General features: G+C 62.5%; 18 protein-coding genes. 12 read left to right on the top strand and 6 right to left on the bottom strand.

What is annotated here, in order from left to right:
• Positions 1-18: 18 nt before the first annotated feature.
• The 3 genes from PFEN_RS03410 (at position 19) to dacB (ending at position 4,673) form a co-directional block, all read left to right on the top strand.
• The gene (locus PFEN_RS03410) at positions 19-432 is read left to right on the top strand and encodes an HPF/RaiA family ribosome-associated protein (protein WP_191485622.1); all 414 of its coding nucleotides are present in this window, start codon (positions 19-21) and stop codon (positions 430-432) included.
• 260 nt (positions 433-692) lie between these two features.
• Positions 693-2,900, top strand: a complete 2,208-nt coding sequence (locus PFEN_RS03405) for a TonB-dependent siderophore receptor (RefSeq protein WP_191485621.1) — start codon at positions 693-695, stop codon at positions 2,898-2,900.
• A 249-nt stretch (positions 2,901-3,149) separates the two neighbouring features.
• Complete coding sequence (dacB, locus tag PFEN_RS03400; protein WP_191485620.1) at positions 3,150-4,673, top strand: D-alanyl-D-alanine carboxypeptidase/D-alanyl-D-alanine-endopeptidase; 1,524 nt, start codon at positions 3,150-3,152, stop codon at positions 4,671-4,673.
• A 95-nt stretch (positions 4,674-4,768) separates the two neighbouring features.
• On the opposite strand, the gene PFEN_RS03395 is transcribed toward dacB, so the two are convergent.
• Positions 4,769-5,644, bottom strand: a complete 876-nt coding sequence (locus PFEN_RS03395; protein ID WP_191485619.1) for a helix-turn-helix domain-containing protein — start codon at positions 5,642-5,644, stop codon at positions 4,769-4,771.
• 137 nt (positions 5,645-5,781) lie between these two features.
• On the opposite strand from PFEN_RS03395, the gene PFEN_RS03390 reads away from it, so the two are divergent.
• From PFEN_RS03390 to PFEN_RS03375, 4 genes are all read left to right on the top strand, one after another.
• Complete coding sequence (locus PFEN_RS03390) at positions 5,782-6,684, top strand: DMT family transporter (protein ID WP_191485618.1); 903 nt, start codon at positions 5,782-5,784, stop codon at positions 6,682-6,684.
• Positions 6,685-6,767: 83 nt separating this feature from the next.
• Complete coding sequence (locus PFEN_RS03385; protein WP_191485617.1) at positions 6,768-12,893, top strand: NEL-type E3 ubiquitin ligase domain-containing protein; 6,126 nt, start codon at positions 6,768-6,770, stop codon at positions 12,891-12,893.
• Positions 12,894-13,028: 135 nt separating this feature from the next.
• The gene (locus tag PFEN_RS03380) at positions 13,029-13,484 is read left to right on the top strand and encodes a hypothetical protein (RefSeq protein ID WP_191485616.1); all 456 of its coding nucleotides are present in this window, start codon (positions 13,029-13,031) and stop codon (positions 13,482-13,484) included.
• Positions 13,429-13,803, top strand: a complete 375-nt coding sequence (locus tag PFEN_RS03375; RefSeq protein WP_191485615.1) for a hypothetical protein — start codon at positions 13,429-13,431, stop codon at positions 13,801-13,803. The genes PFEN_RS03380 and PFEN_RS03375 overlap by 56 nt, the downstream gene beginning before the upstream one ends.
• On the opposite strand, the gene PFEN_RS03370 is transcribed toward PFEN_RS03375, so the two are convergent.
• Together PFEN_RS03370 and PFEN_RS03365 are read right to left on the bottom strand one after the other, a co-directional pair.
• Entirely contained in the window at positions 13,778-14,752 is a 975-nt protein-coding gene (locus tag PFEN_RS03370; protein WP_191485614.1) for a 2-hydroxyacid dehydrogenase, read from the bottom strand. The genes PFEN_RS03375 and PFEN_RS03370 overlap by 26 nt on opposite strands.
• 78 nt (positions 14,753-14,830) lie before the next feature.
• Entirely contained in the window at positions 14,831-15,787 is a 957-nt protein-coding gene (locus PFEN_RS03365; protein ID WP_191485613.1) for a LysR family transcriptional regulator, read from the bottom strand.
• A gap of 353 nt (positions 15,788-16,140) precedes the next feature.
• On the opposite strand from PFEN_RS03365, the gene PFEN_RS03360 reads away from it, so the two are divergent.
• The 4 genes from PFEN_RS03360 to PFEN_RS03345 are packed head-to-tail and all read left to right on the top strand — an operon-like array spanning position 16,141 to position 20,910.
• Positions 16,141-17,652, top strand: a complete 1,512-nt coding sequence (locus tag PFEN_RS03360; protein ID WP_191485612.1) for an efflux transporter outer membrane subunit — start codon at positions 16,141-16,143, stop codon at positions 17,650-17,652.
• 10 nt (positions 17,653-17,662) lie between these two features.
• A complete protein-coding gene (locus PFEN_RS03355) occupies positions 17,663-19,849 on the top strand; it encodes an FUSC family protein (protein WP_191485611.1) in 2,187 nt (728 codons plus the stop codon).
• Positions 19,839-20,039: a DUF1656 domain-containing protein gene (locus tag PFEN_RS03350; RefSeq protein WP_191485610.1), complete on the top strand. Its 201-nt coding sequence runs from the start codon at positions 19,839-19,841 to the stop codon at positions 20,037-20,039. The genes PFEN_RS03355 and PFEN_RS03350 overlap by 11 nt, the downstream gene beginning before the upstream one ends.
• Before the next feature lie 10 nt (positions 20,040-20,049).
• Positions 20,050-20,910 (top strand): HlyD family secretion protein, encoded by an 861-nt coding sequence (locus PFEN_RS03345; RefSeq protein ID WP_191485609.1) that lies wholly within the window; start codon positions 20,050-20,052, stop codon positions 20,908-20,910.
• A gap of 161 nt (positions 20,911-21,071) precedes the next feature.
• Here PFEN_RS03345 and PFEN_RS03340 read toward each other — a convergent pair whose 3' ends face one another.
• Both PFEN_RS03340 and PFEN_RS03335 read right to left on the bottom strand, forming a co-directional pair.
• Entirely contained in the window at positions 21,072-21,632 is a 561-nt protein-coding gene (locus PFEN_RS03340) for a hypothetical protein (RefSeq protein WP_191485608.1), read from the bottom strand.
• Positions 21,633-21,744: 112 nt separating this feature from the next.
• On the bottom strand, positions 21,745-22,578 hold the full coding sequence (locus PFEN_RS03335; protein ID WP_191485607.1) for a hypothetical protein: 834 nt from the start codon (positions 22,576-22,578) through the stop codon (positions 21,745-21,747).
• 314 nt (positions 22,579-22,892) lie between these two features.
• On the opposite strand from PFEN_RS03335, the gene PFEN_RS03330 reads away from it, so the two are divergent.
• Positions 22,893-23,240 (top strand): DUF6124 family protein, encoded by a 348-nt coding sequence (locus PFEN_RS03330; protein ID WP_191485606.1) that lies wholly within the window; start codon positions 22,893-22,895, stop codon positions 23,238-23,240.
• A gap of 177 nt (positions 23,241-23,417) precedes the next feature.
• Here PFEN_RS03330 and PFEN_RS03325 read toward each other — a convergent pair whose 3' ends face one another.
• On the bottom strand, positions 23,418-23,816 hold the full coding sequence (locus tag PFEN_RS03325; RefSeq protein ID WP_191485605.1) for a DUF4440 domain-containing protein: 399 nt from the start codon (positions 23,814-23,816) through the stop codon (positions 23,418-23,420).
• Between the last annotated feature and the right edge of the window lie 45 nt (positions 23,817-23,861).

Below are 23,861 nucleotides of genomic sequence, written 5' to 3'. Positions count from 1 at the left end.
TGAAATAAGGGAAGAACTATGCAAATCCAAGTCAATAGTGATAACCATATTCAAAGCAGCATTCGACTGGAGGAGTGGGTCCGGACGAGCGTCGAGAGTGCGCTCGAACGTTATGAAGAAGACCTGACACGGGTCGAGGTTCACTTGGCGGACGAGAACGGCGACAAGCCCGGTCCCCACGATATGCGCTGCCAGATGGAAGCGCGGCCAAAAGGCCATCAACCGATTTCGGTCACCCATAAAGCCGATACGCTGGAACAGGCGATCGATGGCGCGGCGACCAAACTGGAACATGCACTGGAGCATCTGTTCGGCAAACTGCAAGCCAAACGCGCGGCCGCCACCATCGGCGAGCGCCGCGACCTGGAAGACGCGCTGCTGGAAGAGGAGTTCGAAGAGAAAGAACGCGTGCGACTGGCCGCCAATGGCTGATCGCCAACATTGACCACGACGGGCCTGCATTGCAGGCCCGTTGTCGTTTTGGGCTCGGTTGAACTGTCATACCTGTTTGCGCATGAGAATTTTTATCATTAATATTGGCGTCTATTCGCGCTGACTTTCCTGATTGCGCTTGTCGTTGCGCCCGGTCTTCTCGGATTCCTGGGTTCAACCGTGAAAAGCGCCATCGGTGGGATCTCTGCGGCCTATCGATTCATTCGTATTAATGTTTTCTCTACGCACGGGTTGCACACATGAAGTCCAGGGCAAAATCGGTAGCAGGCAGTTCGCTCAAGTGGTGGTTCGGCGCGTCGACGCTGGCGATTTCGGGGTTGGCCTTGCTGCCCCTGAGCGTGGCCCAGGCCCTCGAACCCTCGGCGGCCCAGGGAACCCTGAACCTTGGCGCCACCACGATCAATGGCGAGCAGCGGGACACCACCAGCTACCAGCCGCCGCAGGTCACCTCGGTGGCCCGCTCCAGTGCGTCGCTGCAGGAAATCCCGCAGACCATCAACGTGGTCTCGGCCCAGGTCCTGCGTGACCAGACGCCGCGCAACCTGGACGACGCGCTGAACAATATCAGCGGCATCACCCAGGCCAACACCCTCGGCAGCACCCTGGACGCGGTAATGATTCGCGGCTTCGGCGACAACCGCAACGGTTCGATCATGCAGGACGGCATGCCGCTGGTGCAGGGCCGTGCGCTGAACGCCACCACCGATCGGGTCGAGGTACTCAAGGGCCCGGCCTCCTTGCTCTACGGGATCCAGGACCCGGGCGGGGTGGTCAACCTGGTCAGCAAGAAACCTCAGCTTGAGCAGTACAACGCCGTAACCCTGCGCGGCTCGACCTACGGCGCCGGCAAGAACGGCAGCGGCGGCGGCCTCGACAGCACCGGCGCCCTCGGCGATTCCGGGCTCGCCTACCGTATGGTGCTCGACCGTGAAGAGGAAGATTATTGGCGTAACTTCGGAGCCCACCGCGAGACCCTGATCGCCCCGTCCCTGGCCTGGTTCGGCGACACCACCCAGTTGCTGCTGTCCTACGAGCACCGTGAGTTCCTGACCCCGTTCGACCGTGGCACGGCCATCGATCCCCGGACCAATCACCCGTTGGCCATTCCCAAGGATCGCCGGCTCGACGAGCCGTTCAACAACATGGAAGGGCGTTCGGACCTGGTTCATTTCGAAGCCGACCATGACCTGAACGACAACTGGAAGGCCCATTTCGGCTATAGCTGGAACCGTGAAACCTACGATGCCAGCCAGGTCCGGGTGGTCTCGGTCAACCCGGCCAATGGCACCCTGGTGCGCAGTATGGACGGCACCAAAGGCGCGCTGGCCAGCGACCGGTTTACCACCGTCAGCCTCGACGGCAAGGTCGACGTGGCTGGCATGCGTCACGACCTGGTGTTCGGCGTGGACGACGAGTACCGCAAGATCTATCGTGCCGACCTGATCCGCCAGAACTCGCTGAGCACCTTCAGTTACCTGGACCCGGTCTATGGTCGTGAAGTCGCCGGTTCCAGCGTCAGCGCCAAGGACAGCGACCAGACCGACCTGCTGCGCAGCGACGCGGTGTTCGCCCAGGATTCGATTCATCTCAACGAGCAGTGGATCCTCGTTGCCGGCGGGCGCTACCAGATGTACGACCAGTACGCCGGCAAGGGCCGACCGTTCCAGGTCAATACCGACAGCAATGGTCAGAAGTTCGTGCCCCGCGCCGGCCTGGTGTACCGTTACACCGATGAGCTGTCGTTCTATGGCAGCTACACCGAATCCTTCAAGCCCAACTCCACCATCGCTCCGCTGGCGGTGACCAGCAATACCCGCCTGGTGCTGGACGGCTCGATTGAACCGGAACAGTCCAAGGCCTGGGAAATCGGGACCAAGCTGGATATTCCCGGGCGTATTACCGCCACGGCGGCGATCTTCGATATCCACAAGCGCAATGTGCTGGTCTCCGTCGCCGATGGCCCGACCACCCAGTACAGCGTGGCCGGCCAGGTCCGCTCGCGCGGCGTGGAGCTGGATGCCAGCGGGCAGCTCAGCGAGCGCTGGAGCCTGATCGGCAGCTACGCCTACACCGACGCCCAGGTCACCCAGGACGCCAATTACCAGGGCAACCGCTTGCAAAATGTGGCGAAGAACGCCGGCTCCCTGTCGGCGGTCTACGACTTCGGTTCGATCATTGGCGGCGGCGACAAGCTGCGGGCCGGCGCCGGGGCGCGCTACGTGGGCGAGCGGAGCGGAGACGCGGCCAACACCTTCGAGCTGCCGGGCTATACCGTGGCGGATGCCTTTGCCACCTACGACACCAAAGTGGAAGGGCAGAAGGTCAAGCTCCAGCTCAATGTGAAGAACCTGTTCAACAAGGTCTACTACACCTCGGCGGCCAGCCAGCTTTTCGTGTCCATGGGCGATGCCCGGCAGGTGTCGGTGTCCAGCACTCTGGAGTTCTGATCGACATGGCGTGGAGTACCGGGGGAGGACGCTCATCGTCGAGCTTTTTCGTCATCGCCCCGGTGCTTCGGGCTACAGCCCCCGTCCCTGGAAAACCCATAGCTTGCGCATGGATTCCCGGGGGGCGATTGCCGCATAATTCTCCCTGTCGACTCGGTAAGTCCCTTGTTCCCAAGTGCCTCATGAGTGACGAGCCGCTGCTCCTGGCAGGGCTCATTGGTATTTTTTCGGTTGAGTTCGAGGCGCGAGATGAGTTCGGTACGGGGTTTCATGGGCAAGGGGGGCGCGCTGGCGTTGTGCGTGCTGCTGGCGGCCTGTTCGAGCAAGGCGCCACGGCCGCCCGAGCCGGCGAGAACGGTGGTCCTGCAAGCGGCGCAGTTGCCCCTGCCGTTGCCGCGCTCGGCCTTTTGTGCCGGGCTCGACAGCGTCCTGAGTGCCCCGGCGCTGCAAGGCGCGATGACGTCGCTGGTGGTGCGCGAGGCGAACACTGGCAAACTGGTTTGCGAATACAACCCGCGGAGTCGACTGATTCCGGCCTCCAGCCTCAAGCTGGTGACCACCGCGGCGGCGATGGAGGTCCTGGGCGCCGACTATCGTTTTTCCACGACCCTGCTGAGCAGCGGTGTGCAACAAGGCAGCGTGCTGCTGGGCGATCTGTACCTGCGCGGCACGGGCGATCCGAGCATGCGCCAGGAAGATTACCAGGCCCTGGCGGCCGGGCTGGCCCGCAAAGGCATCACGCGGATCCGTGGACGGCTGATCTTCGATGACACGGCGTTCGACCATGAGCGGCTGGGGGCCGATTGGTCCAGTGACGATGAGCAACAGTATTTCTCGGCACAGATTTCCGCGTTGAGCGTGTCGCCGAACGCCGACCTCGATGTCGGCTCGATCCTGGTCAATGTGCGTGCAGGCGCTACCGCGCACCAGCCGGTGCGGGTCAGTTTCACCCCGGCCAACCGTTATATGAACGTGCTCAATCGGGCCAAAACCGGCCGTGGCGGTCCGCTGGTGGTCAGTCGCGGCCATGGCGGCAACCTGCTGCGCATTGACGGCACGCTGCCCAAGGGCGCGGAGCGTATCGCCCAGGTCAGCGTCTGGGAGCCGACCGGGTTGGTGGCCGACCTGTTCCGGAGCGCCCTGGCCCAACAGGGTATCGCGGTTGAGGGTGGCAGTCTGCTGGGCGTCGCCACGCCGGCCTCGGCGCAGCCGCTGGTCGAGCACCAGTCGCCGGTCCTCGCGGAGCTGATGGCGCCGCTGCTCAAGTTGTCGAACAACAACATGGCGGAAATCCTCCTCAAGTCCATGGGCCGCAAGACCGCCCATGCGGGCACGGCGGCGGCGGGCGTGGCGGCGGTGAACGGCTTCCTGCAGAGCCACGGAGTGTCGCCGAGCGAGTTGATGCAGTTCGACGGTTCCGGCTTGTCACGGCGTAACCAGGTGTCGGCGCGGACCCTCAGCGACATGCTGTTGGCGGTACGCGGCCGGCCCTGGTTCCAGGCCTGGTACGCGGCGTTGCCGGTGGCCGGCAATCCCGAGCGGATGATCGGCGGCACCCTGCGCAAACGCCTGCGCGGCACGGCGGCGGCCAACAACCTGCATGCCAAGACCGGCAGCATGGGCGGTGTGTCGTCGCTGGCCGGCTATGTCACCAGCCGGGATGGGCGACCGCTGGTATTTGCCATGTTGAGCAACAACTACATGGTAGGGGGACGGCAGGTCAAGGCGGTGGAGGACCAGGTGGTGATGGCGCTGGCCAACAAAGCTGACTGAGGGGTGCCTTGATCATCAGCCGGGTACTACTAACTAAATAGTGGCGTTCCGACAAGCCCGTTCGCCACAAGACTGCGCTCGGCTTCAATTCGGCCTTAGTATTCGAAGGCTTGCCGGTATTCCCCGGGCGTTGCCCCCAGGATCTGGCGGAAGCGGTTGCTGAAATGACTGGCACTGGCAAAACCACAGGCCAGGGCAATCTCCCCGAGCGGCTGCACGCCGCCGCGCAACAACACCCGCGCCCGCTCCAGACGCCGTGCCAGCACATATTGATGGGGCGCCAGGCCGAAGCTCTGGCGAAACATCCGCGCAAAGTGATACTCGGACAACGCACACAACCCGGCCAACTCGCCCAGGCTCAACGGCTGGTCCAACCGGCTGTCGATGTACTCCGCCAGCAGGCGCCGTTGATGCGCCGCCAAACCGCCTTTCAAGCGCAAGCCCTGGCGCAAACCGACCTGGTTGAGCAGCGTATGGTCGAGCAACTCGTGGGCCAGGCTGCTGCCGAGCAGGCGTTCCGCCGGCTCGTCCCAGTTCAGGTCGATCAGTTGACGAAAACGCCGGGCCTGTTGTGGGTCGTCGAGAAAGGTGTGTTCCTGCAACTGCAGTTCACGCGGCTCACGGTCCAGCAGCGTCACGCAGCCGAGCGCGAACTGTTCCGGGCTGAAATACAGGTGCGCCAGGCGGATACTGCCGTTGATCACCCAGCCGGACTGGTGCTCGGCGGGCAGGATGCAGAGTTTGTCCGGGCTGCCCTTGGTGTCCGGGCGGTCACGGCGATAGGTCCCGGTGCCGCCGGCGATATAGCAGGACAGGGTGTGATGGCTGGGCGCCTCGTAGTCCTGGGCGTCGTGATGGTTGCTCCACACGGCCGCCACCAGGCCGTCCCCCAACTCGGCACTGTGCTCCAGGCGCGAGTTGGGCGAGCGGCTCAAGGCTTGAAAGACTTGCAGGGTATCGAGTGCGGGCATGGTTTGTTCTCCAACGCCTTGCATCCTACTCCGTAGACCGGGCCCTGGCAGCCCGGCAGCGATAAAAGCGCAAGTTTCTGCAAGCGCCGGAGCAGGTCTTGCGCCGACACTGGGGCCTGTCTTCGGGAGTCCGCCACATGAACCTGTTTCTGTACCTGCTTACCGTGTTGATCTGGGGCACCACCTGGATCGCTCTGAAACTGCAATTGGGCGTGGTGGCGATCCCGGTCTCCATCGTCTATCGCTTCGGCCTGGCGGCGCTGGTGCTGTTCGTCATGCTGCTGCTCAGTCGCCGCCTGCAAGCGATGAACCGTCGTGGTCACCTGATCTGCCTGGCCCAGGGCCTGTGCCTGTTCTGTCTGAATTTCATGTGTTTTCTCACCGCCAGCCAGTGGGTGCCCAGCGGCCTGGTGGCGGTGGTGTTTTCCACGGCGACCTTGTGGAATGCCCTGAACGCGCGAGTGTTCTTCAAACAGAAGATCGCCCGCAATGTGCTGCTGGGCGGGGCCCTCGGTTTGCTTGGCCTGGGCCTGTTGTTCTGGCCGGAACTGTCCGGGCACACCGCCGGCCCGCATACGCTATTGGGCCTCGGGCTGGCGTTGCTCGGCACCATGTGTTTCTCGGCCGGCAACCTGCTCTCCAGTCTGCAACAGAAGGCCGGACTCAAGCCGCTGACCACCAACGCCTGGGGCATGCTCTATGGGGCTTCGATGCTGGCGGTCTACTGCCTGTTCCAGGGTATCCCGTTCGCGATGGAATGGAACAGCCGCTACATCGGCTCGCTGCTGTACCTGGTGATTCCGGGCTCGGTGATCGGCTTCACTGCCTACCTGACCCTGGTCGGGCGCATGGGGCCGGAGCGCGCGGCCTATTGCACGGTGCTGTTTCCGCTGGTGGCACTGAATGTCTCGGCCTATGCCGAGGGCTATCACTGGAGCGCGCCGGCCCTGCTCGGGCTGGTGGCGGTGATGGCGGGCAACGTGCTGGTGTTCCGTAAACCCGCGCCCCGCTTGCACCCCACGCAGGCCAAGGTGGCATAGTGGACAGCAGATCTATGTAGATCAGCCCCATCCCCATGGCTGGATAACCTGACGCTTTCCACGGCGTAACAGGAAGTCCTGCCATGAACCGACCCGTTGAACACAGCACTGATGTTGTCCCCGGGGATGAGCCCGCGTCACCTCCCGTCGAAGTCGACGATCCAGGATTGTCGGCGTTTGTACGGCGCGATGCCGACCTGCTGCACAGCCAGAAGAGCTGGGCGCGGCAGCAGGTCATCGAGCAACTGGCGATTTCCTTCAAGGCGGCCATGGGACCGCTGCATGAAGCGGAACAGCGCACTTGGTTGGGACGCTATCGCCAATTCATGGCGGCCCGCTCGACCCTCGACGAAGAGAGCCGAAAGGTGGTCGAGGCTTTCGAAAAAGCCGGCCTGACCAGACTGCGTGAGCGTTTGCGCGCAGTCTCGGGTCTTGACCTCGACCCGCACGCCACCTACCTCCACACCGTGATCGAGGCGGTCGTGCAGGCTCCGCAGCCACGGGGGGAAGGCCCTCCGGTGCAGGTGGAGAGCTTCGAGCGGCGCATCGGCACGGTCAGCGTTTCGACCATGACCCTGTGGCAGGCCGCCTGCCTGAATTTCGCTTTCTCCGACGCCAGCTACGCCAATCTCAAGCGCCGCTGGATTTCCTCCGACAAAAAGGTCGATATCAATGATCGACGCTGGTTGCTCGCGACCGAGCAATTTGTCGAGATCGTCCGTGAGCTCGATCTGGGCGCCGTGCTCAAGCCCCATATCGAGCAGACGATGCATGCTGACGGGCCGCTGGATCGCTCGATACGGGCCTTCACTCAGGCCGAAATCCACTTCGGCCTGTACGACTCGGCCCGGCAGCCGGCCAGCACGGGCCTGACCTACAGTGCCTTTGTCGCCCTCAGGGACGAGCTGTCGACGGCGCATCCGCGGCTCAAGGGATCCTATGTCGCCCTGCGCTTGCCGGGCGGTCTGAAGGCCGGCCTCGACCGGGTCCTGGCGTCCATCGAGAGCAAGCTGTTGCACCTGTTCGATATCGAGCACGAGCCGCTGGACGCGATTTACCTGCCGCTGCAAGTCTTCGGGATCGTCGGGCAGGAGGGGCTCTACAGCTACTGTGTCGACCGGCCGGGAGGTGCCTTGCGCTACCACGCTTCAAAGGCGGCGTTCGAACAGGACTTCAAGGCGCAACTGCAACAAGACAGCGCCGGTAAGCGGCTGCGCTGGTTGATCTCGTCGCTGGCCTTCAAGCAGCAGCACCAGTTCTGGCAATGGATCAAGGAACACCGCCAGCCCAAGAGGCTGCACTGGACGTCGACCGTTTCGGAGCTTTACGAGTGGTTCTGGTCGGGGGATAGCATCCAGGACCTGACGTTCGAGTATGGCGACAGGAGCAGCGATTTCAGCCCCGGCAAGGCTCTGGCCGAGTTCTACGCCTGGCGTTTTCGCTTGAATACCCAGGCGATCGCGGTCTCCAAGACCGAGCACGATCTGCAAGCCGTCAAGGAGGGCTTTCTCGCCGCCATGCACTTGTTGCTGAATATCCTCATGCTGCCGGTTCCGGGTGGTTTCGGGGTCCTGGGCCGGGCGCTGGCGGGACTGATGTTCGCGCAGCTGGGGCTGGAGTTGGCCGATGGGATCCTCGGCACATTCCAGGGCCGGCCCAAGGCGCTGGGGCAGGCGTTGGCCAGCGTCGGCTCGGTGCTGCTGACCGTGAGCGCGCTCGGCTATGCCGGACAGCTCATGGAACGGCGTTTTCAGGCGTTGTCCCTGGAGATCGGGCGGTGGCGCAAAGTGACTCCGGCCCAGGGCCCGGCCCGGCTGTGGAAGCTCGACCTGAGCGGTTATGCGGTTTCCGTGACCGGGCTGAAGGAGCGTTTTGCCGCGGACGAGCGGGGCCTGTTCGAAGACGCTGGGGGACTGTTCGGCGAGGTGCGGGAGCAGGGCCGTTCGATTCAGGTCCGGCTTGAATACGATGCCGGACTCAAGCGCTATGTGGCGGTCGCCGCCGACCCGGCGGGATTCCGCGCGCCGATGCGCTTCGACCCGCGGGCGCGGTGCTGGGTGCCGGACCTGGATGACAGCGATACGTTGAGCGATGCCCGCTGGTTGGAACGGATGCTGCTCCAGGGGACTGCCGAGCAGGCCGAGGTGCTGCTGAGCATCAGCGGCGTTCGCCGCCTGCAGTTGCAGGCGCTCTGGTCGGGTGGGTTGCCACCGGCGTCGCTGGTCGAGGCCGTGCGGCGCCAGCAGATCGACGCTGCTCTCAATGCGCTGATCGCCAGCAGTGATGCGCGACTGAGCTTGCCGGCGGATGCCGAGCGCGCACTGTTCTGTCTGCTACCACGGCTGTCCGATTGGCCCGAAGCGGTCGGGCTGTTTATCCACGGACCCGGTGGCGAGTTGCTGGAGGTCCATGGTCGGCGGGAGCGCCTGAGCGACTTCGAGCAGCAGGTGGCCATTCGAAGGCTGGAAGATGGCGGCTATGTCGAACAAGTCGCCGGCTCACGACCGATGGCCGACGCGCTGGCCCATGAAGAGGGCGCGCAGGCGCTGATCCTCAGCCTGTTGCCCGACTGCTCGCTCAAGGGCGACTTCCAGCCCTTTGTCCGGCGCCAGTGGAACAGCGCGATACGCAAGCAGGTCAACGCCCTGGCCCGACTGGAGCGGCCAGCGCTGTTCGAGATGCTGAGTAGCCATGATGGCCTGGACCGTTCGACTTCGACGGCCCCGGCCCGTCATTACCTGTCGTTGGTCGCGCCGTCCTTGCCGCCGCTGGTGCTCAAGCTGATGGGGTTGTATCCCGGGCTGTCGCTGACCCGGATCGCCGAGTACCTGCGGCGCATGCCAATGGGCGCGCTACAGCGCCAACGGCTGCTGGAGAGCGGCGAATTGCCCGGGGCCCATGCCCGTGCCCTGGCCGATGCGCAAGCCTTGACCCGCCTGGGCCGGGCGCTGGACGGAATCCACCAGCGCCGAGCGGCCAATCGCGATACCGATGCCTGGTTGCAACTGGCGGGTGAGTTACTGATCCAGGAGCAGTTGGGGTTGACCCTGTGTCCACAGGTACGCACCAGTGCGACTCACGACAGCTTCTACCTGGCGCTGGCGGCACTGTTCAAGAAGCATGCAGCGAGTCGGCTGGGTGTGGCGGATGCTAGCGACGTGCAGGCCTTGCGCAAGTTGATCGCGGGCGTCCTGGAGCAGCGTCGGGGCGAGGACGGCCGCGTCCACCTGCCCATCGAGCGTTGCCAGGAAACGCTCACCCTGCCTTCGACGCTGATGCCCGATGCGGCGGGTCGCTATCGGCAGGGCGGCAACACTTATCTGTCTCTGGAGGGACACCTGTATCGCATTGAAAATACCGGCTTGCCGGAGGACTGGCGGATCAACCCCAGTGCTTTGCCGGGGGCCTACACGCCGCGCCTGGAACACAACGGGGTCACGGCCTGGTGGCATGAGTTCGAGGATCCACTGCGCTGGGACGACTTGACTGCGTTCCGTCGCCTGGGCGGACAGGCCTCGTCGTTTTCCGAGACGCTCGCCCAGCAGATACTGGCCATCAGCGCGACCTCCGACAGCCTGTTGCGGCAGACGATTTTGTGCAATCTGCGTCCTCCGGCATTCCTGACGGCGTTCATGCAGGGCTTCAGGGATTGTCTGGATATCGAGCAGCACCTCGCCGTGCTGACCTGGCGCTCGACAGTCTTGCCCAAGGGCCTCGAAACGGCACTCGAGTTTGTCGGCGAGGCGGATCGCCGGTGGTTGGCCGTCGATTCGGAGTCGGATGAAAGCCAGGTGATCGGTGCTTTGCTGCGCAGTCTGGAGAGTGACCCACGGCGAGTCAGGCAGGTGCTGCTCGATGGCCTGTCCAGGCAACGTGTCAAGGTCACGGAGTCGTTGGCGAGCACGCTTGAGCGGGCTTTTCCTCACCTGCCCGCCGGCGTGGCCGAGGAAATGCTGGAGTACAGCGAGTCCTGGCAACGTCGGCTGATCGCTCAGGTTCGGCGTATCCCCCTGGCGTTGGCCGAAGAAGCCCGTTGGTGGAGTGACGAAGCGCTCCTCGGTAGGGCCCTCATGGGGTTGAGCCCCCACGCGCCGAGTAATGCCCTGAGCGATCGGATCCTGCTGCCGCTGCTCAGGGAACTGCCGGGGTGGCCCGGCCAGGCCCGGATCGAAATCCGCGAAACGGGAATCGACGGTCCGCTGTTGGACAGCAGCGGCAGCGTCAATACCGCGAAGCAGCGGGTGGTGGTGAAGACGCAGAACGGTTATGAGTCGTTTATCGTCGAGGGCGAGCAGGTCTCCCGCCGGGGAGCGCTGCAAAGCGACCTGCTCCTGGCCCTGTCCCGGGTGATTCAGGATCTGCCTGCCCGCTTGCCCTGGGGCGGGACTCAGGGTCCGGGAGCTGCGTTGAAAACCCTGGTCTACCAGCAGGCGATTCGTCAGCGTGGCGAGCTGCGCCGATGGTTGGGTTTGCGTCCGGCCCACCCCTGGGCGCTCTTGCCGCGGCGTCTGGTCCGCCAGCGCACCGGGCGGATCGGTATTGCAATGAGTGGTCGCGGCGCCGGCCTGCCGTCGGTGGAGTTGTTCGGCAAACTGAAAAGACTCTATCGCGGCGCGACCCACCAGGAATTGTTCGACATACTCCAGTCGCTGGGGCGCACGAGTGCGGAGCAACGAACGGCGGTCGAGGCATTGGAAAACGACTACGCCACGTTGAAGCACGACCTGCTGGCCTGGGTCGACGCTCCCTTGGCAGACAGCGGCGCGGAACGGATCGTGACGATGAGAACGCGCAAGGCGATGGCATCCAGGATCAGGCGTTGCTGGCGCTGGGAAAGTCGCAATCTTCTTGGCGGCCTGCTACTGCTCGAAGGTTTTGCTGTCGAGCAGATGCCGATACTCAACGTGCAGTTCAAGCACGTGACCCAACTGCTCATCCGTGACATGAACCTTGATATCCGCTACGTGAGCGCTTTCCTGCGTGCCTTTCCGGCTTTGAAACACTTGCGCCTGTATGCTGCCGACCTGAGGCGACTGCCTCATGTAATCGGCGAGCTCCAGTGTCTGGAAGAGCTCGACCTTGAAGCTAACCACATTGTTCTGACGACGGCCGGTGCCTTGCAACTGGCGGCACTGCGGCAATTGAAGTATCTGAACTTGCAGGGCAACCCGCTGAAGTTGCTACCCGACTTCGCCGCCCTGTCGGGCTTGCAGTCGCTGGACCTGAGCAGGACCGGCATTGATGCCTGGCCCTCGGGCGTGCTCTTCCTCAAGCAACTGAGCGTCCTCGACTTGAGTCATAACCGCATCCGGCAGGTACCGGATAGCGTGCTGTTGGCCGCACCGTCGCTCAACCGTGGGGTGAATCTGGCGGACAATCCGCTGCTGCCCGACACCTTGGCCAAGCTATCGGTTTATACACGGGAAAAAAAAGCCGCGGGCATTACCTTCGGGCTCACCCCCGCCGAGCTCTCAGTGCCTGTCGGCATCGCGGCCTGGGGCGCGGCGATGGATCGGACTGCCCAACAGAACGAATGCTGGCAATGCGTCAGGGACGAGCCGGGTTCCGGCGGATTCTTTGCGTTCCTGGAACACCTGAGCGCCTTGGCGACCTTCCATGATCCCGCGTTTTCCGTTGCGCGCCGCGACCTGACACGGCGCGTCTGGCAAGTCGTGGAGGCGGCGGCCGACAGCGCCGATTTGTGCCAGCAACTGTTTTTCCTGCAACGGACGGCGGCGGCGAGCGGGATGGAACGGTTGCGGATCTTCAATGAACTCGAGTTCGCGGTACTGTGCCACCAGGCACTGGGCATGCTCGATAAGGCGGCAGCCAGAGCGCGGATACTGCACTTGTTGAAGGGTAAGTTCCGCCTGCTGATGTTCTGGCGCAAGACCATCGATCCCGCTGTCTATCGGGCCTATTGGGAACTGCTGGCCGAGCGGCTGGAATTGCCCGACCTGTGCAACGAGCGGTTCTACACCGAGCGGGTGCAACTGGACCACGCCGATCTTGAGGCGATGGTCGAGTATGTCCGACAGTTGGAAGCGGCGCCGCCGGAGGCCAGCGACCTTTACCATTACCTGCGATCGCAGACGTTCTGGTGCAGGTTTCTGGAGTTGGCCTACGAGCAGGAGACTCCGCTCTTCGAGCGGGACCGCGAGCGCCTGATCGACACGCTCACCAAGGCTGCCGTGAACGACACGATCTGAGCGGCCGGCAGTGCACCGCGAAAGGCCGTGCCGAGGCAATGCTGACTGGCATGGAGCCTCGGCTCCTGGCGCTCGAGAGTCCCTGGCAAGCCCTTTGGCCCTGTCTTCGCGAGAACCTGATCGCGCATCTGGAATTTGTCCTCTCTTCCACGGCACAGGATTCGGCAGTTCGATATCGTCCACTACGGTCGGTTGCAGGACTCGCCGGCCTTCGAGGTCTTCCGGCAACTGGAACTGGAGGCGTTTTACGCATTCGCCCGCCGCAAGACCGATGTACGTCGGGCGGAGCAGGCGCTCTTTAACCTGGCACGGGGGAAATTCCGCTTTTTCACCTTGGCCGACGAGGTGCTCACTCAGAACGCCCAGGACCCGGAAGGACGTTTTCGCGCGTACGCTTTCCGTCTTGGCGATCTTGAGTTGCCGCCGCTGTTTCTTGACGACATCGCGGCGGCGGTACTTGAGCCGGGGGGCGGTGGAGCCCATGCGCCAGTTCATTCTGCGCGCCGAAGCGGCGTAAGGGCTGGAGAATATATTGATGAGCAACAGCCATTGGCAGGCGTTCATGAAGCACCGCCATCTCAGCGAGCATGACCAGCTATTTACTGAATTCTTCGACTATTCGCCGTTGGAAGGCGAAACCACGCAGGACTACAAGACCGGTGGCGAGGCGCTGCAAAAGGACTACCTGAAACAGCGTGACGAATGGTTGCGAACGCTCACGCGCAAGGTGTTGCCCGGGCAAACAGCGGGGCCGGGCAGGATTAGCCTGGCCCCGCGCTCAACCCCGCCCGTGCAGGAGCCAGCAAGCTGGCGACAGTCCCCGATCAGGCGATGCACAGCGGCCTCATCGCCAGCAGGTGGGTTCCTGCACGGGCGGTGGTCGCTTAGCCCTTCCACACCTGGGGATTGACCAGATCACGCGGCCGCTCGCCGAGCAAGGCGCTGCGCAAATTGACCAGTGCCCGGTTGGCCATGGCTTCGCGGGTTTCGTGGGTGGCCGAACCGATATGCGGCAGGGTCACGGCGTTCTTCAGTTGGAACAGCGGCGACTCGGCCAGCGGTTCCTTTTCGTAGACATCCAGCCCGGCGCCACGAATGGTGCCGTTGCGCAGGGCCTGGATCAGCGCCGGTTCGTCCACCACCGGGCCACGGGAGATGTTCACCAGGATCGCGTCCGACTTCATCAGGCCCAGCTCGCGCTGGCCGATCAGGTGGCGGGTCTGGTCGCTCAGGGGCACCACCAGGACCACGAAATCGGCCTCGGCGAGCAAGGTGTCAAGGCTGCGGAACTGCGCGCCGAGTTGCTGTTCGAGTTCCGGCTTGCGGCTGTTGCCGCTGTAGAGAATCGGCATGTTGAAGCCGAGATGGCCACGACGGGCCACCGCCGCGCCGATATTGCCCATGCCGACGATGCCCAGGGTCTTGCCGTGCACATTGCCGCCGAACAGGGCCGGGCCGACACTGGCCTTCCACTCCCCGGCCTTGGTCCAGGCGTCGAGCTCGGCGACCCGGCGGGCGCTGCTCATGAGCAGGGCGAAGGCCAGGTCGGCGGTGCTTTCGGTAAGCACGTCGGGGGTATTGGTGAGCATGATCCCGCGTTCGTTGAAGTAGGCCAGGTCATAGTTGTCGTAGCCGACCGAGACGCTGGAGACCACTTCGAGCCGGGAGGCGTTTTCCAACTGGGCGCGGCCGAGCTTGCGGCCGACGCCGATCAGCCCGTGGGCGTGGGGCAGGGCCGCGTCGAATTGGGCGTTGAGATCACCGAGCTTGGGATCGGGGACGATTACTTCGAAATCCTGGCGCAGTTGCTCGACCATGGCGGGGGTAATGCGGCTGAAGGCAAGTACGGTTTTTTTCATCGCGGGGCTCATCGAACGGCGGGAATACCAAGCACGCTATCATTTTCCGCCGGAGATGTGCGCTAAATCCCATCCGGTTCAGGTCGCGAGCCGCAAATGCCCCAGCTCATACGCCGCCAACTCGGCCTGATGGCCGGCGAGGATTTCCGGCAAGGTACCGCGCAGGTGCTCGACCCAGGTCTTGATCTTCGCATCCAGGTACTGGCGTGATGGATAGATCGCATACACATTCAGCTCCTGCGAGCGGTAGCTGGGCATCATCCGCACCAGACTGCCGTTACGCAGTCCCTCGATGGCCGCATATACCGGCAACACGCCGACGCCCATGCCACTGATGATTGCCGCCTTCATCGCATCGGCCGAGTTGACCAGGAACGGCGAGGTGGCAATGTTCACCACTTCCTGGCCGTCCGGGCCGTCGAAGGCCCAGCGGTCCAGCGCGATGACCGGGCTCACCAGGCGCAGGCAGGCGTGGTTGAGCAGGTCGCTGGGCTTCTGCGCGCCGCCGCTGGCTTTGACGTAGGCCGGCGAGGCACACACGATGCTGTAGGTGATTCCCAGGCGCTGCGAGACAAAGCCCGAGTCCGGCAACTCGCTGGCCAGCACGATGGACACGTCATACCCCTCGTCGAGCAGGTCCGGCACGCGGTTGGCCAGGGTCAGGTCGAAGGTCACGTCGGGGTGGGTCTTGCGATAACGGGCGATGGCATCGATCACGAAATGCTGGCCGACCCCGGTCATCGAGTGCACTTTCAACTGCCCGGCCGGACGCGCATGGGCATCGCTGGCCTCGGCTTCGGCTTCCTCGACATAGGCCAGGATCTGCCCGCAGCGCAGCAGGTAGCGCTTGCCCGCTTCGGTCAGTGCAATACGCCGGGTGGTGCGGTTGAGCAGACGGGTTTGCAGGTGGGCCTCAAGAGCCGAGACCGCGCGCGAGACGTTGGCCGTCGTAGTATCCAGTTGGATGGCGGCGGCGGTAAAACTACCGGCTTCGGCCACGCAACTGAAGGCGCGCATATTTTGCAAGGTGTCCATGGAGTGCTCTCTGGGGTGACGGTAAATTGTGACACGAAGTAACGGGGTGTTGGGCATACGACCAAGGGATTATCGCGTTAACGGTAACAAAGCTTCACAGAAAGGCCGTCTTATCGTCTGAGAGGCCGCCCTCTAGAATTGCTCCGACCTGTGTGCACCTCTGCTCCCAATAACACCTCATAACTGTAGGAGCAGGGCTTGTCGGGATGTCGCACCGCCGCGAAGCTTTCAGCGTTCTCATGGACGCCTTCGCCGCGGTACGGCGATCCGACAAGCCCTGCTCCTACAGGCGTGTGTTGTGTCCAATGGCGTGCCCACGGGAAACCGCCTCTTCATCTCAGGAATTCGCAGCAGTGCCGCGTCGCATCAGCAGAGAGCTGAAGACTCTCAGTGTTTGGGCCTTATCCTTGACCATCAGCGGCTGCATCGGAACCGGAGGTATTGCCCCGCAGGGCCAGACCCTCGCGGCCAACACCCTGCTCACCGACCAGGCGATCCAGAGCGCCGAGCGCGACGCGCACTGGCCGGTCGCGCAATGGTGGCGGGCCTATGGCGACCGCCAGCTCGACCAGTGGATCGAGCGCGCCGTGCAAGGCAGCCCGAGCCTGGCCATGGCCGCCGCCCGGGTGCGCCAGGCCCGAGCCCTGGCGGGGCTGGCGGAGTCGGCCGAGTCCGTGCAGATCAAGGGCGACGCCGCCCTCAAACGGCACAACTGGGCCAACGACCAGTTTTACGGACCCGGCGAACTGGCGGGCACCACCACCTGGGACAACAACGCCGCGCTGGGCCTGAGCTATTCCCTCGACCTCTGGGGTCGCGAAAGCAACGCCAGCGAGCGGGCCGTCGACCTGGCCCACGTGAGCGTCGCCGAAGCGCGCCAGGCCCGGCTCGAATTGCAGAACAGCATCGTGCGCGCCTATATCCAGCTGTCCTTGCACTATGCCGAGCGCGATATCGTCGAAGCCACTCTCAAACAGCAGATGCAGATTCTCGACCTGGCGCAAAAACGCCTGGACGGTGGCCTCGGCACCCATTTGGAAGTCAGCCAGGCCGAGACGCCGCTGCCGGAAACCCATCGCCAGCTCGATGCCCTGGACGAAGAAATTGCCCTGAGCCGCAACCAACTGGCGGCCCTGGCCGGTGTCGGCCCGGGCGAGGGCGCGCGCCTGCAACGTCCGTCGCTGTCGCTGCACACCCCCTTGAAGTTGCCCTCGGCGCTGCCCGCGCAACTGCTCGGTCAGCGCCCGGACGTGGTCGCCAGCCGCTGGCAAGTGGCGGCCCAGGCCCGTGGCATCGATGTCGCCCACGCCGGTTTCTATCCCAACGTCGACCTGGTCGGCAACCTCGGCTACATGGCCACCGGTGGCGGCCTGCTGGAGTTCCTCACCGGCAAGAAATTCAACTACGGCGTCGGCCCGGCGGTGTCCCTGCCGATCTTCGATGGCGGTCGCCTGCGCGCCGAGTTGGGCGAAGCGGCGGCGGGCTATGACATGGCCGTGGCGAAATACAACCAGACCCTGGTCAACGCCCTCAAGGGCATTTCCGACCAGTTGATCCGCCGCGAGTCCCTGGACAAGCAGCAGGTGTTCGCCGCCGAGTCCGTGGCCTCGGCGCGCAAAACCTATGACATCGCGATGATCGCCTACCAGCGTGGCCTGACCGACTACCTCAATGTGCTCAATGCCCAGACCCTGTTGTTTCACCAGCAGCAGGTCGAGCAGCAGGTCCAGGCCGCGCGCCTGAGTGCCCATGCCGAACTGGTCACCGAACTGGGGGGCGGACTGGGCGCGGGCAACGACGTACCGGCCGACAACCGCACCGTCGCGAACAAACCTCCGGCCGTACTGGCCGCCTTCGATCATTGAGAACCGCGTCATGACTCCCTTGCCCGCCCCGGTGCGCTGGCTGTACTCCCTGGAATGGCGTCGCGGTTTCTTCGACTGGGCCCGTAGCGACGGTGTGACCTGGATCTATATCTTCAAGGTCCTGGCCGCCGCCTTCCTCACCCTCTGGCTGGCCATGCGCCTGGAGTTGCCGCAGCCACGGACCGCGATGATCACGGTGTTCATCGTGATGCAGCCGCAGAGCGGCCACGTGTTCGCCAAGAGCTTCTACCGCTTCCTTGGCACCCTGGCCGGCTCCGCGGTGATGGTCGCGCTGATCGCCCTGTTCGCCCAGTACACCGAACTGTTCCTTGGCGCGCTGGCGATCTGGGTCGGCCTCTGCTCGGCCGGCGCGCAGCGCAACCGCAACTTTCGCGCCTACGGCTTCGTGCTCGCCGGTTACACCGCCGCGATGGTCGGCCTACCGGCCCTGGCCCATCCGGAAGGGGCGTTCATGGCGGCGGTCTGGCGAGTGCTGGAAATCTCCCTGGGAATCCTCTGCTCGACCCTGGTCAGCGCCGCGATCCTGCCGCAGACCTCCAGTGCCGCCATGCGCAACGCCCTCTACCAGCGTTTCGGGGTGTTCGCCGGGTTTGTCAGCGCCGGCTTGCGCGGCAGCCATCCACAGTCCGCCTTCGAGACCGCCAACGTTGGCTTTATCGCCCAGGCGGTGGGCCTGGAAGGGCTGCGCAGTGTCACCGTATTCGAAGACCCGCACATGCGCCGGCGCAACGGCCGGCTGAACCGCCTGAACAGCGAATTCATGACCCTCACCACCCGCTTCAACGCCTTGCACCAGTTGCTTGAGCGCTTGCGCGGGCGGGGCCGGGGCGAGGTGCTGGCGGCCATCGAACCGGGCTTTCCGAGCCTCGGTGAACTGCTCGACGACTTTGCCGGACGAGCGCTGACCGACGCCGACGCGCAGCGCCTGGCGAGCCGCCTGGCGGACTACAAGCAGGGCTTGCCGGAGCGGGTACGCAGCCTGCGGGCGAGCTTCCAGCAAACCGCGCCGAGCGAGGCCGACCTGCTGGATTTTCACACCGCCTACGAGCTGCTCTATCGCTTCGTCGAGGAACTGCACAGCTACGCCTTGACCCACGCGTCCCTGGCCGATCACCACCACGAACGCGAACAGTGGGACGAGCCCTATGTACCGAAAACCAACTGGCTCGCCGCCTCGGCCTCGGGGATTCGCGCCGCGTTCATTCTGATCGTGCTTGGCAGCTATTGGGTGGCGACCGCCTGGCCGAGCGGGGTGACCATGACCCTGGTCTCCGCCGCTACCGTGGGGCTTTCCGCAGCCACGCCGAACCCCAAGCGCATGGCCTTCCAGATGGCCTGCGGCACCCTGCTCGGCGCGGTGATCGGCTTTGTCGAAATGTTCTTCGTGTTTCCCTGGATCGATGGTTTCCCGCTGCTGTGCCTGATGCTTGCGCCGGTGATCGTGCTCGGCGCCTTTCTCGCTTCGCGTCCACGCTATGCCGGTATTGGCCTGGGGCTGCTGATCTTCTTCAGCATCGGTTCGGTGCCGGACAACCTGACCGTCTACAACCCCTACAGCTTTATCAACGACTACATCGGCATGGTCCTCGGCATGCTGGTGTGTGCGGCGGCGGGGGCGATCATCCTGCCACCCAACAGCCGCTGGCTGTGGCGGCGCTTGGAGCAGGACCTGCGCGAACAGGTGGTGTTCGCCATCAGCGGCAAGCTCAAGGGCCTTGGTTCGACCTTCGAAAGCGGCACCCGCGACCTGTTGCACCAGGCCTACGGCCTGGCCGCCGGGCAGCCGAAAGTGCAGAGCCAGCTGTTGCGCTGGATGTTCGTGGTGCTGGAAGTCGGCCACGCGATTATCGAACTGCGCAAGGAGCAGGCGATCTTGCCGGTGCACCCGGCGTATGCCGAATCGCAGCCGTGGCGCCAGTCGATCCGGGTCATGGGCCGGGCGCTGGTGCGCCTGTTCATCCAGCCCAACGCGAGCAACCTGGAGCGTGGCCTGGTGGCGGTGGACCATGCCATCAGCCGGGTCCAGGCTACCGACGAACCCTTTGCCCGGCACTTCGACACCTCGGCGCTGCGCCGGGTGCAGAGCTACCTGCACTTTATCCGCACCTCGTTGCTGGACCCGCAATCACCGCTGGCCGACCTGGGCCGTCCACAAGGAAATCCCCATGCCCCGTGAAGTGGCCTTCCATGGCGTGTACATGCCGACCATGACCCTGATGTTCCTGATCGCGGCGGGACTGGGCTGGGCGCTGGACCGGTTTATCGCCAGCCATGACCTGTACCGCTTCTTCTGGCACCCGGCGCTGTTGCGTCTGAGCCTGTTCTGCTGCTTGTTCGGCGCCTTGGCGCTCACTGTCTACCGTTGAGAACGACCTGATGAAAAAGCTTTTCAGCCTGATCGCCACCTTGTTGGTCCTGGCCCTTGCGATCGGCATCGGCCGCTTCCTCTGGGTGCAGTACATGCAAACCCCCTGGACCCGCGACGGCCGGGTGCGCGCTGACATCATCAACGTCGCGGCGGACGTCACCGGTGAAGTGGTGGACGTGCCGGTGCGTGACAACCAGGTGGTGAAGCGGGGCGACCTGCTGATGCGTATCGATCCCGAGCACTACCGCATCGCGGTCAAGCAGGCGCAGTCGCTGGTGGACTCGCGCAAGGCCACCTGGGAGATGCGCAAGCTCAACGCCCACCGCCGCGCGGACCTGGATAACCTGGTGATCTCCAAGGAAAGCCGCGATGACGCGAGCAACACCGCCGATGCGGCCCTGGCTGATTACCAGCAGGCCCAGGCGCAGTTGGAGGCGGCGCAGTTGAACCTGGCGCGCACCGAAGTGCGGGCGGCGGTGGACGGTTATGTCACCAACCTCAACGTGCACCGCGGTGACTATGCGCGGATCGGCGAGGCGAAGATGGCGGTGGTGGATATGAACTCGTTCTGGGTTTATGGCTTCTTTGAAGAGACCAAACTGCCGCATTTGAAGGTGGGTGATCCGGCGGATATGCAACTGATGAGTGGGGAAGTGCTCAAGGGGCATGTGGAGAGTATCTCGCGGGGTATTTACGACCGCGATAACCCTGAGAGTCGTGAGCTGATTGCGGATGTGAACCCGACCTTCAACTGGGTGCGCCTGGCGCAGCGGGTGCCGGTGCGGATTCATATTGACGAGGTGCCGGACGGGGTGCTGCTGGCGGCGGGGATTACTTGTACGGTGATTGTTAAGGCGGTGGGGGAGTAATTGTTCTGGAGGTGAATTTTGGCCATGTGTGACACCCCGCCCCTCCTTTTGGAGGGGCGGGAGTTTATCGATTGTAGAGTCGGAAGCTTAATGCTGTGCCTTGAGCGCACTATAAAGCTCAATGCCTGAAACTGTTTTTTAGCTCGCTCGACAGGCTGATATTACTCAGGTTGCTTCTTTGAGAATAGTGTTGACCAGACGTTGAATGTGATTTCGAAGTGGTCTGCCATGAAATAAGAGTATTCTTTTTCTAGTATTAAGAGTTTGCCTGGAGGTTGGTAAAAAAAGGCGAGGTCGTCTGCTTGTACATAGGTTGGGCAATCCTCGTAGCCGGAGTGGAATGTAACATCAGAGTTGGGAATGTTATGTTTTGGTGCGTCTGCTCTAAAGGGCGCTGCAGGAGGGAGGGTTACACGGTAATGTATGTGTGATAGCTGCTCGAATTTTTTCAGCTGCTCTGCAGATATCTTTTTTTCACTGCGTGCTGATCTTGTTACGTGCACCCTGTATCGTGGGTCTGTAAGGTAATGGTAATCTTTATTTAGTACACGATATCGGGTGTTGCCAATCATGATGTACTCACCAGATTTGGCAATGCTGCCAGCAATTCGATATTGTTCTTCCTGGTCGGTAGGTGTATTTAGTTTTACACCATTTTCATAAAAGCCAACGGTGCTGTAAAAAAAATAATCGCCTGTGGTGTTTGCTCTAGAAGTACTCATTTCAGTTCCTTCCTTCGGGGGGCGTATCGAGCGTTAACTCAGTGGGGCTGAAAAATACGAGACCCTCATCTCGTTTTTAAATCGAGGGACGGCATTGCTCGAGTTGTTAGTTTTATTTGGTGAGCTCTTTGACATAAAATCTTAAATTGAAGTCGTTTTCTTTGAAGTCGAGGTATTCTAGTTCGAGTATTTCAAGCTCTCTAAGAGGGTGGTGTACGATGAAGACGGCATGATCGCCAATATTTAAAAAGCGAGGGCAGGTTGACCAGCGGAATTGGAATGTTACGTGGGCTGTTGCGTCTCCAATTCCAGGCATTTCTGTGTTGGGGGCGTTCTCAGGGATAAGGGGGAGTGCGTGGGAGTTTTGTAGCGTATTTTTAATTTTTTTGAGTTGCTGCGCGTATTCGTTATTTTTGCCGTGTAGATTCGTTACGAATACACCATATTCTCTATCTGTATGATGATAGATTTTAAATTGCACTACATACGTGTTTCCATTGATTTCGATTAGGGTGCCGTGTACAGCCACGATACCTGCAATTTGATATTGTGCTTTAAGCTGGTCAGGTACGAGAATCTCTGTTCTTTCGTCGTAAAATCTAACGGGGTCATTAAGGTTGCTCATTTCAGCTCCTCCCTTCGAGGTCATATTGAGCTGTTCGCCCAGGGTTGACCTGAAAAACCACGAAATTCCCTTTCCAGGCGCTTCAAGCCTGATCCCAAGCCAAGCCTCGTCGCTACTGTCAGAAATGACAGTTCCGACAAACGGCGGGGCCTTGCGGGCGCCAAAAGCTTCGCGGGCAAGCTCCGCTCCCACAGGTTCTCGGCCGTACGCAACATTCAGGTACGACTCAAGACTGTGGGAGCGGAGCTTGTCGGATCGCCGCACCGCCGCGAAGGGGCCCTCAAGAGCGCCAAAAAGCTTTGGGTCAAACTCGGCCAGCAAGACAACTCGCTTTCCCTTGAGTGAAATTTCCTAGAAAATCCCGGGCGCTTGTTTGTGCCTGATTGCGCGACTAGGCTTGATTTCGTCACTGCCAATTCAGTGACCGGGTTTAGCAGCTCGTCGTGTAACTAGGCGCACAGCGCCACCTTCAGCAAGGCGTTTTTTTTCGGCCCTGCTTTTATGGTGGTCGTGCGCAGGGCGCCTCGCGGCGCGCCGGGTTCCTAGTGCACCGGTCTGCTAACCTGCGTACGGCTGCCACCCTCGTTTAGCAGCGATGGTGACGGCTTCCAAACTTGCACTTGGAGCTTTTCACTATGTTCAAGATCACACCCAACCCGCCAGTTTCAACCAGCGCCGAAATCATCGACCCCCAAGCCGCCGACCGTGCTTTCGCGCACTACGACCTGGGGCCGCACCACCGCCCTAAATCTTCTGCCGTCACCTCGACGCTTTACTGTCTGCCCGAGACCAGAAGCCGCGAAGACGCCCTCGTCAACGCCTACTCCGTCCTGCAATCGGCAGCGGCCACGGCCTATGAACACGCCGACAACCAGACCGGTTCCAACCGCCAGGTGGCGATGGGGGTTGTGCACCTGATCGAGTTGGCTCAGCGCTGGGTGGATTCGGTGTTGGATGAGCGACCTGGCGTCGTCACGAACTGACAATGCTCAGTCAGGCCTGAAACACCAACCTGCGTGGGAGCCGGCTTGCCGGCGATGGCGTCCGCAAGACCGATGCAAGGCTCGAGGGCCCATCGCTGGCAAGTCAGCGCCCGCAGGTGACCGCGTTGGGCGCGGTGGCGGGGTAGCGGTCGAGACGATATTTGCAAGGTTCGTCTTTTATGCCTGAGTGAAGGTCTCGTGCAAATGCCGCCATAGCACCTGTCCACCCGGCTGTTTTTCAAACACCGCCGTGGCCAGCCGATCGGTAGGCGTACCGGTGTCATCAGCCTGCCATTCGCGATAACGAACTACGGCACCGGCTTCATGCAATGCAATCACTTCAAGCTCTCCGAGGGTAATGACACAACCCGGTCGGTGTCCGCCCGCACTGCTAAACAATTCGCCCAACCCCGCTTTGTCCAGTTGTCTGCCAGTGGGCGTGACCATGGAAAAGGTCTCCGAGAACCGTGCCAGCAACGACTCCAGCGCGTTGTCCGCCATGGCTCCGGAAAACCACTGTTCGATGGCTGTAAGGGTTTCGATCACTTCATTGAGGTACAGCGCTTTATCGTTCATGCGGATTCTCCTTGTGGCGACAGGTTAGGTCGCCACCGTTGTTTG

The organism is Pseudomonas sp. FEN (assembly GCF_904067045.1).
Classification (GTDB): domain Bacteria; phylum Pseudomonadota; class Gammaproteobacteria; order Pseudomonadales; family Pseudomonadaceae; genus Aquipseudomonas.
This window is presented reverse-complemented; position numbering and strand designations above follow the sequence as displayed.